Genomic DNA, 16548 nt, shown 5'->3' on the forward strand with positions numbered 1-16548 from the left:
TCAATGAATGGTTTAACTTGATAATGAAATTGATTTTTTATGAAAACTTATATATGTTTATTTTTCTTGTTATTCTGCTCTGTCTATTCGTGGGGACAGTCTTTGGAAGAACGAATGGCAACAGCTATTGACATTGGTACCTATTCGGAACCGTTTACTTATGAAGATACCCAAAGTACAGCTAATTTTAACTGTGGATTTATACCTCCGACCGATATGGATGATACGAGGGTGTTTATATCCAAGGATATTTTTTACAAACTAACAGTGACGCAGCCTATGAAGATTAGAGCCAGTGCAAAACCCAGTATCACTGATAGTGGTACTGTTTTCTTGCTCAATTCTTCGGGCATCCTCTTGAGTCGTACGATTTATGTGGAGGAAGCATGGGGAGATTATGGATATGGTTTGCTGCCTGGCGTGTACTATCTGGTTGCTAAACCTAACATCTATGAAGGGTATAAACCGGTGGATGCGGAAGATGTTACTATTTATGTAAAGACAACCCCTCGTGAATTGGGTGAAGATTTTTACAATCCGTTTGAGTTGGGGACATTTGGTGAGAATTTTGCATTGGCTGATTCTGCAAATACGATAGATTATCAATGTGATTATAATGCCAGTGATAACTATTGGGATAATTATTCTCGGCATGATGTAGTTTATCGCTTCACCCTGACAGAACCGATGGAGATTTGCCTGGATGATGATGGAACTGAATGTCCTTGGGAAGGGGATTCTTACAGTGTTCACCTTCTTTCAGCTTTGCATGATCCTGTTGTTCCCATCCGCACGCAAAAGCTTGGTACAGACTACGAGCTGAATGTGTATGATTTGGGAGCGGGCACCTATTATATTTATGTTTATGCTGACACGCCTATTTGGGCCGTGTATTATAGAATGAACTTGAGTGGGCGTACGTATGCTCCCGGAGTCAGTTTTTCTCGTCCTATTGATATAGGTAGCCGGGCGGACAGCTTTCAATATACAGATGTTCAGAACTCGGAACTCATGTCCGGCAATTTTCCGGAGAAAGCCGGCAATGAAGTTTTCTATCGGTTGGAGATTGAAAATCCGATGGAACTGACCGTTGATAATTGCGGTTCGGAAGTTGCGGACACCTATTTGAAAGTGTTTTCCCAAACGCAGAAGTTGCTGTATTTCAATGACGATTCGGATGGTGACGGAGCTTGTGCAAATGCCAAAAGTGCCCGTATTCATATACCCGTGTTGCTCCCGGGCGTCTACTATATTGTGACCGACGCGGAAAAGAACGGCAACATTTCCCTGTCCATAAACGGGCGACTTCTTGCACAAACGGGAGACACAAAAGCACTTGCTATCGACGCTGGAACATATAAGGCGGGACTCTTCTTTTCCGATACCCGAGATACCTCTGTAGACTATACGGATGCTTATCCGGCAAGACCTGCGAATGACGTTTTTTATAAGTTGGTATTGCAAAAGGAGATGGATGTGGTGTTTAGTCACTGTGGTTCGGAACTGGAAGATACTTATATGAGCATCTTGAATGGAGCCGGTGAGCTCCTTTACAGCAATGACGATTATGCGGGAGAAGGTCAGTGTGAGAATGAGAAACATGCCCGCATTGAGGTCAAGAAACTTCCTTCAGGCACCTATTATGTTGTTTCGGAAGGCAGTGTCGATAACGGACGGATCACGACGACGATAGAGGCACCGAACTTTAGTGATGCTTTGTGTACGACCGAGGGGCAGCCCTGTGTGATTACTCTGACTCCCACTGTCTCCACAGATGATCTCTCCCAATTGCACACCTGTGATTATCTTCGCGAGATACAGTATTTTGACCATTTCGGGAATCCTTCACTTCATATATCTCATGGCTTCACTCCTTATAAAACCGACCTGCTCACATTGCAGGAGTATGACGGAATCAACCGCGAATCTAAACTTTGGCTTCCGGTAGCAGAATCGACTGGTGGCGGTGCTTTTCTTCCATCCGCAGAAGTCAGTGAGGCCGTTTGTAAAGCAAGCTATTACGAGAAAGATAGCTCTCCCTTCAGCTATCCTGAATACGATAGTTCTTCATTGAACCGAATTGTCAAGAAGTATGGTCCCGGAGTTGCTTGGCAGAATCATCCGGTCAAAACAGACGTGTTGACCAATATAGAACGTAAAAACGCAGTTGATCGGGTAGACAGTTGCTTTATCGTGTGCCGTTATAGGATAAAGAATGACAGTTTGGTCTGTGCGGGTGAATATGATGCCGGAACATTGGAAGTGGTTCGTACGATAGACGAAGACAATCATGTGAGTTATGAATTTAAAGACAAGGCCGGTCGCATAGTTCTCGTTCGTCAGTCTGATGATAATCAAATATCTTATGATACGTACCATGTTTATGATAACTATGGCAACCTGTGTATGATGTTGCCTCCGATGGCAGCCGATTATTTTTTCGATGAAGGAGAATGGTCTGAAACGGCTCCCGTTCTTCAGCAATATGCCTATATTTATCATTACGATAAGTATAACCGCTGTATTTACAAGAAACTTCCAGGATGCGATCCTGTTTATACCGTTTATGACGCTGCCGATCATCCTGTCTTTACTCAAGACGGCGAACAGCGTGAGCGGAACGAGTGGAGTTTCAGTATTCCTGATGCTTTCGGTCGGACAGTATTGACCGGAGTTTGTGCGAATACGTTGGATTATGCTTCCAATCCTTTAGATACTATCGTCGTGTATGTCGATTGGGCAAATGAAGAGAACGGGTTGAAAGGCTATCAATTGAAAGGTGTAACCTTAAATTCTCCGAGCCTCCTTTCTGCCAACTATTACGACCATTATGAGTTTTTGGGCAAGAACGGCATTCCCAATGACATGACCACTGTTTACGTAGAGGAAACAGGCTATGGCAAGCGGAATGCAGGCGGTTGTAAAGGGCAGCTGACCGGGGTTTGGACATCGCTCCTCTCTGCCCGTCCGGGTACTTTTACGTATTCGGTAATGTATTATGACGACCGTTACCGGATAATCCAGCAAAGGGGTAATAATGAGTTGGGTGGTACGGAGATTGTCCATACAGCTTATAATTTCTCGGGAAATCCCTTGGAAGAAAAACGTATACATACATTTCCTGGTACTGGACCAACCGTAGAATTGCACCGGCATACGTATGACCATGCCAACCGTCTATTGAAGACTAGCTATCAGTTGAATGATAATACTCCTATTGTTTTAGTAGACAATGTGTATGATGAGATAGGTCGTTTGAAAACAGATAAACGTAATGGTGTATATGAGTTACGAACCGACTATGCATATAATCTTCGTTCGTGGATAAAAGGCATTAATGGTCCTTTGTTTAACCAAACGCTTAACTATCAGGAAACGCTAGAGGGGACTACTCCCTGTTATAATGGTAATATCAGCCGCATGTGTTGGCGTAGTGGCGAAAATGGTATGGCTACAGTTATTGATCCGCAAGAAAAGGGTTACAGTTTCACTTATGACGGTCTTTCCCGTTTGAAAGATGCTATTTATGGAGAAGGTACTAACTTAAAACAGAACCGTAACCGTTTCAACGAACAGATAACCGGCTATGACAAAATGGGTAATATCTTGGGGCTGCTTAGATACGGTCAAACGGGTACGGATTCTTATGGTTTGGTTGATAATCTGAATTTGATCTACCATGGCAATCAATTACAGTCGGTTTATGACAATGCCACCAACTCTGTATTTGGTAACGGTATGGAGTTTAAGGATAATGTCAATGAAACGGTAGAGTATGAATATGATAAAAATGGCAATCTGGCTAAAGATTTGAACAAAAAAATTTCTGAAATTCAATATAATATCTTAAATTTGCCTAGTCACATTAGCTTTGCTGATGGAAGTAGTATTGAATATGAATATGCTGCAGACGGCAGGAAAGTCCGTACCACGCATACTATAAACAATAACGTCACGTCCACCGTTTATTGTGGTAATGCGATCTATGAGAATGGCAGTTTGAAGATGCTCTTGAATGAGGCGGGATATTATAGTTTCCAAGATAATAAGTTTCATTTCTATCTGAAAGATCATCAAGGTAATGTAAGGGTTGTTACTGACGAGGCCGGTAATGTTGATGAAGTGAATGATTATTATCCTTTTGGTGGTTTAATGTCTAATGGATGTAATAACGTTCAGCCATATAAGTATAATGGTAAAGAGTTGGATCAGAAAGGTGGATTGGATTGGTATGATTATGGGGCAAGAATGTATGATGCAACATTGGGAAGATTTATGAAGACTGATAGATTTTTAGAAAAGTATGTTTCTCTATCTCCTTATCAATATGGAGCAAATAATCCAGTGAATAATATAGATATAAACGGAGATAGTATTTGGTATACTTTAAATGACAATATTGTGACTATGCATGTAACTGCCAAAATATTCAATAATTCAAGTGATAATATAAATATGAAGAGAGCTGCCAAAGATATAGTTTCTGATATAAAAAGTACTTATGAAGGAGAATTTGAATGGAGTGATGGCAAAACTTATAATTTAAAGGTTGATATGGATCTCAAAGTGGTAACTTCTATGAAGGATGTTGAAAGTGCAGACCATTTATTTGTATTGGCGGATAGTGATGGTGAAGGGGCTCGTGGAGTTACAAGTATGTCTGGTGGAAAAGTAATGACTTTGGCGTCAAGGGATTTTGCGAATAATAATTTATTGTCTAATAATCTGTCTCACAATAACACCTTTACTGCAACTCATGAATTTGGACATGCAGCCGGATTGCTACATTCAAAGAATCCATTTAATATAATGAAACAAGGAGGTGTTTTTCACAATAGTAATTCAACACAAAGAAAAGTTATGCTGCAACAACAATATAATATAAATAGAGGTAGTAATTCCTTGAATTATATGAATAGAAAAATACCTTATCCATATGTTCACTATGATAATAATATTGTTGATGTCTATAGTTTAGGTCTTAAATGGAGATGATATAAATGAATTTGAAAAATAGAAAAGTATTAATGGTAACAGTCGGGCTGATGTTATTATGTGTATGTATTGTTTGTTTTGCATCTAGATCTACATTGATCTTTGTAGGGAACTCGTATGAAAATAGCCAAGATATTAATACTATTATTTCATTGAATGATAAAATAATATATAGTGGTTTTATAAAGGCTTATGAACTTCCAAGATTGTTAGAAAAAAGAAATATGAAAATTGGCTTTTATAAAGTTTCTGCAAAGCTAAATAATGTATTGATAGAACAGCGATTTTTTTATTTTTTACAAAAAACTATTTGGATAGATTTTGATTGTGCAAACAGTAACTCTTTATTAATTTCGAAATATTACAGGCAAATTCCATTGTAATTTAGCACTATCTCCTACCCAGCGCAGAAATGCAGTTTATCTAAAAGATAATGGACTAAAGAAAGATAGAAAAGGAATGTTGTACGAATATACTAAAAATCAAAGTCGGGTAAAATCTATTCGAATATTGGGTAATACAGATTTAGTACGATATGTAAAATATTAATAATATACTTATGAAAAACTTGGTTTATGTTATCTTATTTATTTTATTGGGAGGATGTGTTTCCCCCTCTTTTTCGCCAGTGGAGATACATCAACGAGTGGCAGAACAAGTTAAAGTATTGATAGATAGTGGATATCTACAAACTCCATATATTGAAATAAATGAAGTATTATCAAATAATTCCAGCATTATTTATAGTATTAAAGGGGCGGATTCTCCAGGTTCGGATGGTGCAGAGTTACCTTCTAAAGTGATGACCTATAAAGGGAAATATCTTTGTTTTATAGAATTAGATGAGCAGGAAATGTCGCGAACTGAATTGTTTGAAAAAGGAATTGTGGCAGATTCTAATTTTCATGAGAATCTCCATTTGGACGATGGGTGGGTATTGGCTCTTCGAAAATATGAAAATGGGTCAACTTTGGTAAAAAAGGTATTATCATCGGCTTTTCTTTTTGAATATCCGCAACTTTGGTAGACCTTTCAATCAGATTATTAGAATAGGTGGTCGAAATATACAGTATACAGCTTTTAAACTTTCTGATGGAACATTTAATATAGGAAGAATACATGAAATTTTATAGAATACCGACTAAGCAAGAGGAACAACTTATTGAATTACTTGTTCATAAGTCATCTTTAGAAATGTCTGAAGATTGGAAGAATGGCTTATTAGTATGTCCAATGGATGATGGGGAAATGGGTAGTTTGTATTTGTTTCCACAGGGGAAAATAAATGAAAGTAGGAAATTGGGTAGACAAATTAGTGAATTTCAATTTACAGATATTGATGGAGTTGAGGTTATTGCATCCTTAAATGTGGATGTTGATGGAGTTCTATTTGAACTTGATATATGGAAAACTAATTTTGAAAAACTTGTAAAACTCCCTGATTTATAGCTCGATTACTACCTTGACATGTTATAGAAATATTCTTAAGTGTCAGGGTAGTTTTTTATATTATTGTTCGATAAAACAGAGTGTCTTACCCTGATATGGAATTAGAAAATATTCTGTGTCAGGGTATCTTTTTATAAATGCGGAAATGAAAGGTTGCTTTCTCAATATAATAGATTAAATTTGCCTAGCAACATGTCTACGCATACAGAATATGTACTTGATATTTCAGCTAGCCTAATTGTAGATACTGATGTCTTAATTGGTTTATCTATTAAAAGTCCTTAACGAAACCCCAATCCATCACTTTTTATTTGTTTCTTTGCACCAAATTCGGGTATAGTGTTGTCTTGTCATTCGAGGCAGCACTTAATTTTGCTTAGATAGTTAATGGAGAAACTCAGTATAAATGCTTGTCCGGTGTGTGGCGGTGCGCACTTGAAACGCGTCATGACTTGTACGGATTTTTATGCTTCGGGCGAACAGTTTGAACTGTATTCGTGTGAGGACTGTGGATTTACATTCACACAAGGAGTCCCCGTGGAAGCAGAGATAGGCAAGTATTATGAGACTCCCGACTATATCTCTCACACTGATACGCGCAAAGGCGCGATGAATAATATCTACCATTATGTACGTTCCTATATGCTGGGCCGCAAAGCGCGCCTGGTAGCTAAGGAAGCGCATCGTAAAACAGGGCGTTTGCTCGATATAGGTACGGGAACCGGTTACTTTTCTGATGCGATGGTTCGCCGGGGATGGAAAGTGGAGGCGGTGGAGAAAAGTCCGCAGGCACGTGAGTTTGCGAAGTTGCATTTCGATCTGGACGTAAAGCCCGAATCGGCTTTGAAAGAGTTTGCTCCCGGCAGCTTTGATGTTATCACTCTTTGGCATGTGATGGAACATTTGGAACACCTTGATGAGGTGTGGCAGCGACTTCATGAGTTGCTGACAGAAAAAGGAGTATTGATTGTAGCTGTACCCAACTGCTCTTCTTATGATGCTCAACGTTATGGCGAGTATTGGGCGGCATACGACGTTCCCCGTCATCTCTGGCATTTTACTCCGGGCACTATACAACAATTGGCTTCCCGTCATGGCTTTATTATGGCGGCGCGTCATCCGATGCCGTTCGATGCATTCTACGTATCCATGTTGAGCGAGAAACATCGTGGCAGTTCATGCAGTTTCCTGAAAGGGATGTTTGCCGGGACGTTGGCCTGGTTCAATGCTTTGGGACGGAAAGAACGCAGTAGTTCAATGATTTATGTATTCCGAAAAAAAAGATAACGCATGGGAAATCAAAACAAATATAAGTCAGGTTCGATTTTCGACATGCAGTTCATCACGTCGAGTATCAGTACGACATTAGTGTTGCTGTTGCTGGGACTGGTTGTCTTCTTCGTATTGACAGCACACAATCTTTCCGTATATGTCCGCGAGAATATCAGTTTCTCCGTTCTTATCAGTGACGACATGAAAGAAGCGGATATACTGAAACTTCAGAAGAAGCTGAATCAGGAACCTTTCGTGAAACAATCCGAATATATCTCTAAAAAACAAGCACTGAAAGAACAGACGGAAGCAATGGGAACCGATCCGGAAGAATTCTTGGGCTATAACCCTTTTACCGCTTCCATTGAAATCAAACTCCATTCCGACTATGCAAACTCCGACAGCATTGCGAAGATAGAGAAAATGATTAAAAAGAACACCAACATACAAGATGTGCTCTATCGAAAGGAGTTAATTGACGCCGTGAATGATAACATACGAAATATCAGTCTGGTACTGCTTGCCTTGGCGGTAGTGCTTACTTTTATCTCTTTTGCCCTGATAAACAATACCATAAGACTGGCTATTTACTCCAAACGCTTCCTCATTCACACCATGAAGTTGGTAGGAGCGAGTTGGGGATTCATCCGGGGGCCATTCCTTCGAAAGAATGTATGGAGCGGGATATTGGCAGCCATCGTTGCCGATTCCATATTGATGGGGACCGCTTATTGGGCCGTGACGTACGAACAGGAATTGCTTCAGGTCATCACGCCTGAAGTCATGTTGATAGTCTGTGCAAGCGTATTGGCGTTTGGAATTGTAATAACGTGGCTATGCGCCTATTTCTCCATGAATAAATACTTGAGAATGAAAGCAAACAGCCTGTACTATATTTAGCGGATGGCGAATGGCTGACGGCAAACCTGTGTTTGCGTGTGATTAGCATCCGTAACAACCGACTGATAGATTAAGGGAATGATTGAAATTAGTAATTTGTAATTAAATAAACTATGTCTGACAAGCAGAAATTTGCCTTTGATAAAGTGAACTTTATCTTGCTCGCGATAGGGATGGCGATTGTTATTATCGGCTTTCTATTGATGACGGGACCTACATCGTCCGAAACCTCTTTTGAACCCGATATTTTCAGTGTACGCAGAATCAAGGTAGCGCCAGTCGTTTGCCTGTTTGGCTTCTTGTCTATGATTTACGCTGTATTACGCAAACCTAAAACACAAAAAACAGAAGAATAAAGATGGGGGATTTAACAACATTTGAGACGATTATTATTGCTATTGTAGAAGGGTTGACAGAGTTTCTACCGGTTTCTTCTACAGGACACATGATTATTACACAAAACATATTAGGAGTAGAAAGTACAGAATTTGTAAAAGCATTTACTGTAATTATTCAGTTTGGCGCGATTCTTTCAGTGGTTTGTCTTTATTGGAAGCGTTTTTTCCGGTTGAACCATACGCCGGCTCCTGCGGGAGCTTCCGCTTTGAAGTGTTTTCTGCATAAATTTGATTTCTACTGGAAATTACTGGTAGCTTTTATTCCTGCCGCCATTTTGGGATTCCTGTTCAGCGATAAGATAGACGAGATGCTGGAGAGTGTAGCAATAGTGGCAGTGATGTTGGTGATCGGTGGTATATTCATGTTGTTCTGCGATAAGATCTTTTCGAAAGGAAGCGAAGATACGGTGCTGACTGAAAAAAAGGCATTCAATATCGGTTTGTTTCAGTGTATTGCTATGATACCGGGAGTATCCCGTTCGATGGCTACCATTGTCGGAGGTATGGCCCAGAAGCTGACTCGTAAGGATGCTGCCGAATTTTCATTCTTTCTTGCCGTGCCAACTATGTTTGCGGCAACCGGTTACAAGGTGTTGAAACTCTTCCTGGATGGTGGCACCGAGATTCTTGTCAACAACATGCCGGCACTTATTATCGGTAATGTGGTGGCTTTTGTCGTTGCTTTGCTGGCTATCAAGTTCTTTATTAGCTTTGTTACGAAATATGGCTTTAAGGCGTTTGGCTGGTATAGAATTATTGTTGGCGGAACCATTCTGGTAATGCTGCTGCTTGGATACAACTTAGAAATTGGCTGATGAATTTTAAAAAGGGAGAAGTACTGTTTTTCAATAAACCTTTCGGATGGACTTCATTTAAAGTAGTAGGGCACGCCCGCTATCATATTTGCCGTCGGATCGGAGTGAAAAAACTAAAAGTCGGGCATGCCGGAACACTGGACCCTCTTGCAACAGGGGTGATGATTGTATGTACAGGCAAGGCAACCAAACGAATAGAAGAGTTTCAATATCATACGAAGGAGTACGTAGCAACGTTGCGCTTGGGCGCTACTACCCCGTCATACGATTTGGAACATGAAATAGATGCCACCTACCCTACCGAGCATATCACAAGGGAACTGGTGGAAGAAGTGCTGACGCACTTTATCGGTGCCATCGATCAGGTCCCCCCTGCCTTCTCTGCCTGTATGGTAGACGGCAAGCGTGCTTACGAACTGGCCCGGAAAGGAGAGGAAGTCGAACTAAAAGCAAAACAGCTTGTTATCGACGAGATTGAATTGCTGGAATGTCGCCTGGATGATCCGGAACCGATGATTCAAATCCGTGTCGTATGCAGCAAAGGGACCTATATCCGTGCCCTGGCCCGCGACATCGGCGAAGCACTCCATAGCGGAGCTCACCTGACAGGATTGATCCGTACCCGTGTAGGTGATGTCCGGTTGGAAGACTGTCTGAACCCCGAACACTTTAAAGAGTGGATCGACGGGCAGGAAATAGAAAATGAGGAAGAAAATAATTAACGTAATAAGGAATAGATATGAAATTATCACAATTCAAATTTAAGTTACCCGAGGATAAGATCGCTCTACATCCTATGAAATATAGAGATGAGTCGCGTTTGATGGTATTGCATCGTAATACAGGTAAGATTGAGCACAAGATGTTCAAAGATGTATTGAACTACTTTGATGATAAGGATGTGTTTATATTCAACGATACGAAGGTGTTTCCTGCCCGTTTGTATGGTAACAAGGAAAAGACAGGTGCTCGTATCGAAGTATTCTTGTTGCGTGAGTTGAATGAAGAGCTTCGTTTGTGGGACGTATTGGTTGATCCGGCACGTAAGATCCGTATCGGTAACAAACTGTATTTCGGGCCGGACGATTCAATGGTGGCTGAAGTGATTGATAACACCACTTCTCGCGGACGTACGCTCCGTTTTCTTTACGACGGACCTCATGACGAGTTCAAAAAGGCACTGTATTCTCTGGGTGAAACTCCACTCCCCCACTCTATTATCAACCGTCCCGTAGAACCGGAAGATGCTGAACGCTTCCAGTCTATTTTTGCAAAGAACGAGGGTGCGGTGACTGCTCCGACTGCTAGTTTGCACTTCAGTCGTGAGTTGATGAAACGTCTGGAAATCAAAGGTGTGGACTTTGCATATATCACTTTGCACGCTGGTCTGGGTAACTTCCGCGACATCGACGTAGAGGACTTGACGAAGCATAAGATGGATTCGGAACAAATGTTTGTAAACGAAATGGCGGTGAAAACCGTGAATCGTGCCAAAGATAACGGTAGAAATGTATGTGCGGTAGGTACGACAGTGATGCGTGCTATTGAAAGCGCAGTCAGCACTGACGGACATCTCAAGGAATTTGAAGGATGGACGAACAAGTTTATCTTCCCTCCGTATGAATTTACCGTAGCCAATTCAATGATTTCCAATTTCCACATGCCACTTTCTACCTTGCTGATGATTGTAGCTGCTTTTGGTGGTTATGACCAGGTGATGGATGCTTATCATGTAGCATTGAAAGAAGGTTACCGTTTCGGCACGTATGGAGATGCAATGCTGATTTTGGACAAATAATGGCAAAAGTTTATCTGGGACTCGGCACTAATCTTGGGGATAAAGAACAAAATCTTCGGGATGCCGTGCAAAAAATAGAAGAGCAGGTAGGGAAAATTGTTTCCCTGTCTGCTTTTTACGTTACTGCTCCTTGGGGATTTTCTTCCGATAACAGTTTCCTGAATGCGGCGGCTTGTGTGGAGACAAAATTATCTCCATTGGAGGTATTGCAAGAGACGCAAATGATTGAAAAAGAATTGGGGCGTACCCAAAAGTCCGTTAACAGAATGTATAGCGACCGCCTGATTGATATTGACCTGTTACTTTATGAGGATTTAGTGCTTTCTGTGATTTCTGCTTCCGGAGTAGAGTTAACCCTCCCCCATCCGTTGATGGCAGAACGCGACTTCGTTATGAAACCACTAGCGGAAATTGCTCCCGGATTAGTTCATCCGGTACTCGGAAAAACGATGAAAGAGCTTACTTCTTCTTTTTCTCCGCAATAAACACCGGCAAATAGGCGATACATCCTATTAGTACTGCATACAGCAAATGGATCTCCTGAAACGGCTTGTCAATGAAATGGCAGACAATGGCGTAAATAGCAATCGTGAATCCGACATAGAGCGCCAAGACCAAAAGCGTTTTTAATTTCTTATTTAGAATCATTATAAATCTATTTATGTGTTAAATACGTGGCAAAGATACTCATTATCTCCGAAATCTCTTTATCTTTGCAACCGAAATGAAAGTGTGGACAGATTTGAGTAGCTTGCAACCACGGAAAAAAATGCTAAAACACGTCTGATTGACGCCTTTCGGTTTATCCTTTGCAGCACTCGCCTCTCCTACTCTCTCTCATTTTTTAATTTTCAATTTTTAATTCTTAATTTAAAAAGATGGGATACTTATTTACATCCGAATCGGTGTCAGAAGGACACCCCGACAAGGTAGCCGATCAAATATCGGATGCTGTGCTTGACAAACTGTTGGCTTACGACCCCAGTTCGAAAGTAGCTTGCGAAACACTAGTGACTACCGGACAAGTGGTGCTAGCGGGTGAAGTGAAAACAAAAGCGTACGTTGATCTCCAACTCATCGCACGTGAAGTGATTAAGAAAATCGGTTATACCAAAGGAGAGTACATGTTCGAAAGTAACTCTTGTGGTGTGCTTTCTGCTATTCATGAGCAAAGCCCCGATATCAACCGTGGTGTAGAGCGTCAGGACCCGATGGAACAGGGTGCAGGCGACCAGGGTATGATGTTTGGTTATGCTACCAATGAAACGGAAAATTACATGCCGCTTTCTCTTGATCTGGCACACCGCATTCTGCAAGTGCTGGCGGACATTCGTCGTGAAGGAAAGGTGATGACTTATCTCCGCCCCGATGCCAAAAGCCAGGTTACTATCGAATATGATGACAACGGAGCTCCTGTTCGCATCGATACAATCGTTGTTTCTACGCAACATGATGACTTTATCCAACCGGAAGATGATTCTCAAGCCGCCCAGCTGAAAGCTGACGAAGAAATGCTGTCTATCATCCGCCGTGATGTGATTGAAATTCTGATGCCTCGTGTCATTGCTTCTATCCATCACGATAAAGTGTTGGCACTGTTTAATGATAAAATCATTTATCATGTGAATCCTACGGGCAAGTTTGTAATTGGTGGTCCTCACGGAGATACCGGTTTGACAGGTCGTAAGATTATCGTTGATACTTATGGTGGTAAAGGTGCTCACGGTGGTGGTGCTTTCTCCGGAAAAGATCCTAGCAAGGTAGACCGTAGTGCAGCTTATGCAGCACGCCATATCGCAAAGAATATGGTTGCGGCAGGTGTAGCAGATGAAATGCTTGTACAGGTGAGCTATGCTATCGGTGTGGCTCGTCCGATCAATATTTTTGTAGATACTTATGGCCGTTCCCACGTTAACATGACGGATGGTGAGATTGCCCGCGTTATCGATCAGTTGTTCGATCTTCGCCCGAAAGCAATCGAAGAACGTCTGAAACTTCGTAATCCTATTTATCAGGAAACAGCCGCTTATGGTCACATGGGACGTGAACCGCAAGTGATAACGAAGAAGTTTTCTTCTCGTTACGAAGGAGATAAAACAGTGGAAGTGGAACTCTTTACATGGGAGAAACTCGACTACGTAGATAAAATTAAAGCTGCTTTTGGTCTGTAAAACAGTCTGAAAGCGAGCTTAGCTCATTCGATAAGAGCCACAATCTCAACTCCTTCTAGTAGGATATGAGGTTGTGGCTCTTGATTTTAAATAAGTTATATTTAAATAAATATCTTTTGGATATTAAACTTCTTTTGCCGGAATTTGCTACTTTTGACCTGTAAATAAACGGACTGCCTAATGAAAACAAGATGTTGTTATCCTAAACGCTATTTATTGTTGTTCTTTAGTTTACTTGTCAGCGTAGGTAGCATTCTGATGTCTGTCTCTCTATCTTCCTGCTCTTCTTCGGTGAAGAGTCCATTGCTACTATCTGCTGACTCATTGATGGAAATATATCCTGATAGTGCATTATCCATTTTGGAATCAATTTCCTCCCCACAGAAATTACCACGTGCTGACAGAGCACTTTATGCGCTATTGCTTACGCAAGCAAGGCATAAAAATTATATTGCTTTAGGAGATGACTCGCTGATAAAAACGGCTGTTGAATACTATGGTGATAAGAAGAAAAGTGTACGTGCTGCAAAAGCTCATTATTATTTGGGAGCTACCTATTGGGATATGAAATGTATTTCTTTTGCTGTCGAGGAGTATTTGGCAGCTATTCGACTGATGCCTGTTGAGGATGAATTTTTAGCAATGATATATGATAATCTTGCAGAATGTTATGAAGAAGATCGTTTGTATAATGTAGCAATAGAAAACTATCGTGCGGCTTATCATATATTGAAAGGCAAAAATGAACAGATATATCCGATGAGAGGGATTGCGCGTGTGTTTTTGTTGCAAAATGAAAAGGATAGTGCATTATATTATTATCAACAAGCTCTTGATTGTGCATTGGTAGATCAAGATTCTAGTTTGATAGGAGCTCTTTATCACGATTTAGCAATGGTCTATAATGAGAAAAAAGATTATGTGCAAGCGGATAAATTTGTGTCGAAAGCAATTCTATTACAGGGGCAGGATGCTATTAATACTTGTTTGTCAAAGGCTCAAATTATGTTGAATCTGAATAAACTAGATTCTGCCAGTTATTTTTTTAGTAAGAACATGGACCAGCTTGATATTTATGGAAAGGCCGTTTGTTATGATGGTATGTATCAGATAGCGAAGAAAAAAGGAGAGTGGAAAACTACAACAGAGAATGTGGACGCTTATAAGATACTTTATGATTCTATGCAGATTATGACTGATAATGAGGAACTAAACCGCCTTATGGATAAACATCAACTGGAAGAGCATAAAAGGTTATTGTCAGAGCATACTAGAACGCTAATTTTTAGTTTGATTACTGCATTTTCTTCTTTAATGATTATATGTGTTTTCTGTTTTATGTGGAACGACAGAAAAAGGAAAAAGCATTATATAGCTCTACAACATGAATTGACCCAAAAACGAGTGGATACTATGCTGTTAAAAGAAGAAGAGGTTTCTGAATCTAATAAAGAACATATAGATAAGAAAAGATCGGAATTGACCGAACAACAGATTCAATTATGTATATCTGTACTTAAGACAACTGATTGTTACGATCAATTGGAAGCGTTGGAGAGAGCAACTCCTAAACAGTTATTGGTGATGCGTAGCTTGAGGAAGGAAATACGTTCTGATATTTCTAATGCATTTGTTGATGTGATGGTGAATTTAAAAGAACGTTATCCTGCTCTAACTGGTGATGATGTGTTTTTTTGTGTTCTTTCATTGCTTTGTTGTTCAAAAACTGTAATGATGGAGTTAATGGATGCTACGTCAGATGCTCTTAAAACACGTAAAAATCGCATAAAGAATAAAATGGATGTACAAATTTTTGAACGTGTATTTGGTGTTGATAATCAGTGAAATATGGTGTGGTTTCTTTGTTTGTTTTATCTTTAAATGAATGTCTGTTACCATTGTTACCACATAAAAATCGTTTCTTTTGCTTCATCTGTGTATTTTTGAAGCGAAATTTTAAACCCATTTATTATGAAAGCTAAATTCTTACCTTTTTTATTGTTGGCTGTTTTACTTCAAGTGAGTATGTTTTCCTTTGCAGATGAAATGATATCTGCGCGTGAAATTAGATTGAAAAATAAAACTAAGGTGCAACATCGGTCTATTCCTGTTACTCCTGAAGCTTTTATTGAAAACTCATTATTGTCTATTGACTTTCTTTCTACTGTTCCTACTGTGACAGTCATTATAAAAGATGCAGAAACAGAAGAGGTGGTTTATACATCTACTGATTTAAATGTAGATAAGGTCTATATTGATCTTGCAGGTGAGGAAAAAGGTAAATATACTTTGGAGATACAACTTCCGAAGGAAGCCTTTATCGGAGATTTTGAATTAGATTAAATCTTTGGAATATATATTATTTGCAACTAACATAAGATGATATACCTAAATCATTAACTGTTGAAGCCCCGCTGCTGAAATATATGGCGCATTGCTGAAATGACGATTTAGATGACCGAAAGGGGAAAGAATCGGTTAACTTTTATTCGTGGGCTTAATAAGCCTTGTGAAAGGTCCATTAAGGTATATTGAAACGTAAAATTAAAATCACTTTTTTTAGTTGTGTGCTGAAATACTACTGGTAGGGTGTTCGAACGATTTTATAGTTCGGATAATGAAGTTCATTCAGCAACAATGTGATACACCTGTTAGTAGATGAGAAATCTGTGATAGATGTATTCTCTGTGAGAAAAGCGAGGTTGTGTCAAAACGTTGGCACAACCTCTTTTATATTTTACAGTTCTGCT

The 16548-nt window shown here is 40.1% G+C and carries 14 protein-coding genes; 13 read left to right on the top strand and 1 reads right to left on the bottom strand.

Annotation, left to right across the window (positions count from 1 at the left end; genetic code table 11):
- Positions 1 to 39 precede the first annotated feature (39 nt).
- The 10 genes from DWZ47_RS12530 (at position 40) to folK (ending at position 12112) form a co-directional block, all read left to right on the top strand.
- Positions 40 to 4995 (top strand): RHS repeat domain-containing protein, encoded by a 4956-nt coding sequence (locus tag DWZ47_RS12530; protein ID WP_233525042.1) that lies wholly within the window; start codon positions 40 to 42, stop codon positions 4993 to 4995.
- 559 nt (positions 4996 to 5554) lie between these two features.
- Positions 5555 to 6022: an Imm65 family immunity protein gene (locus tag DWZ47_RS12540; protein ID WP_004307789.1), complete on the top strand. Its 468-nt coding sequence runs from the start codon at positions 5555 to 5557 to the stop codon at positions 6020 to 6022.
- A 92-nt stretch (positions 6023 to 6114) separates the two neighbouring features.
- Complete coding sequence (locus DWZ47_RS12545) at positions 6115 to 6444, top strand: DUF6984 family protein (protein WP_008646988.1); 330 nt, start codon at positions 6115 to 6117, stop codon at positions 6442 to 6444.
- Positions 6445 to 6831: 387 nt separating this feature from the next.
- Positions 6832 to 7731, top strand: a complete 900-nt coding sequence (locus DWZ47_RS12550) for a methyltransferase domain-containing protein (RefSeq protein WP_004313682.1) — start codon at positions 6832 to 6834, stop codon at positions 7729 to 7731.
- A 3-nt stretch (positions 7732 to 7734) separates the two neighbouring features.
- The gene (locus DWZ47_RS12555; RefSeq protein ID WP_117513332.1) at positions 7735 to 8616 is read left to right on the top strand and encodes a cell division protein FtsX; all 882 of its coding nucleotides are present in this window, start codon (positions 7735 to 7737) and stop codon (positions 8614 to 8616) included.
- A 113-nt stretch (positions 8617 to 8729) separates the two neighbouring features.
- A complete protein-coding gene (locus DWZ47_RS12560; protein WP_004298881.1) occupies positions 8730 to 8972 on the top strand; it encodes a DUF3098 domain-containing protein in 243 nt (80 codons plus the stop codon).
- 2 nt (positions 8973 to 8974) lie between these two features.
- Positions 8975 to 9829, top strand: coding sequence for an undecaprenyl-diphosphate phosphatase (locus DWZ47_RS12565; protein ID WP_004322592.1), 855 nt, complete (start codon positions 8975 to 8977; stop codon positions 9827 to 9829).
- A complete protein-coding gene (gene truB / locus DWZ47_RS12570; protein WP_004298886.1) occupies positions 9829 to 10551 on the top strand; it encodes a tRNA pseudouridine(55) synthase TruB in 723 nt (240 codons plus the stop codon). The genes DWZ47_RS12565 and truB overlap by 1 nt, the downstream gene beginning before the upstream one ends.
- Positions 10552 to 10568: 17 nt before the next feature.
- Positions 10569 to 11627 (top strand): tRNA preQ1(34) S-adenosylmethionine ribosyltransferase-isomerase QueA, encoded by a 1059-nt coding sequence (gene queA / locus DWZ47_RS12575; RefSeq protein ID WP_022198917.1) that lies wholly within the window; start codon positions 10569 to 10571, stop codon positions 11625 to 11627.
- A complete protein-coding gene (folK, locus tag DWZ47_RS12580; RefSeq protein WP_117513334.1) occupies positions 11627 to 12112 on the top strand; it encodes a 2-amino-4-hydroxy-6-hydroxymethyldihydropteridine diphosphokinase in 486 nt (161 codons plus the stop codon). Before queA ends, folK begins: the two co-directional genes overlap by 1 nt.
- Here the strand turns inward: folK and DWZ47_RS12585 are convergent.
- Positions 12087 to 12275 (bottom strand): hypothetical protein, encoded by a 189-nt coding sequence (locus tag DWZ47_RS12585; RefSeq protein ID WP_008023736.1) that lies wholly within the window; start codon positions 12273 to 12275, stop codon positions 12087 to 12089. The genes folK and DWZ47_RS12585 overlap by 26 nt on opposite strands.
- Before the next feature lie 230 nt (positions 12276 to 12505).
- Here DWZ47_RS12585 and metK point away from each other — a divergent pair, with 230 nt between their 5' ends.
- The 3 genes from metK (at position 12506) to DWZ47_RS12600 (ending at position 16141) form a co-directional block, all read left to right on the top strand.
- Positions 12506 to 13798, top strand: a complete 1293-nt coding sequence (gene metK, locus DWZ47_RS12590) for a methionine adenosyltransferase (protein WP_004307795.1) — start codon at positions 12506 to 12508, stop codon at positions 13796 to 13798.
- Between the two features lie 180 nt (positions 13799 to 13978).
- Positions 13979 to 15643 (top strand): tetratricopeptide repeat protein, encoded by a 1665-nt coding sequence (locus DWZ47_RS12595; RefSeq protein WP_117513336.1) that lies wholly within the window; start codon positions 13979 to 13981, stop codon positions 15641 to 15643.
- A gap of 126 nt (positions 15644 to 15769) precedes the next feature.
- Positions 15770 to 16141, top strand: coding sequence for a DUF3244 domain-containing protein (locus tag DWZ47_RS12600; protein WP_117513338.1), 372 nt, complete (start codon positions 15770 to 15772; stop codon positions 16139 to 16141).
- Positions 16142 to 16548 lie beyond the last annotated feature (407 nt).

The sequence above is a fragment of the Bacteroides sp. AF32-8BH genome, from assembly GCF_003435205.1.
Classification (GTDB): domain Bacteria; phylum Bacteroidota; class Bacteroidia; order Bacteroidales; family Bacteroidaceae; genus Bacteroides; species Bacteroides ovatus.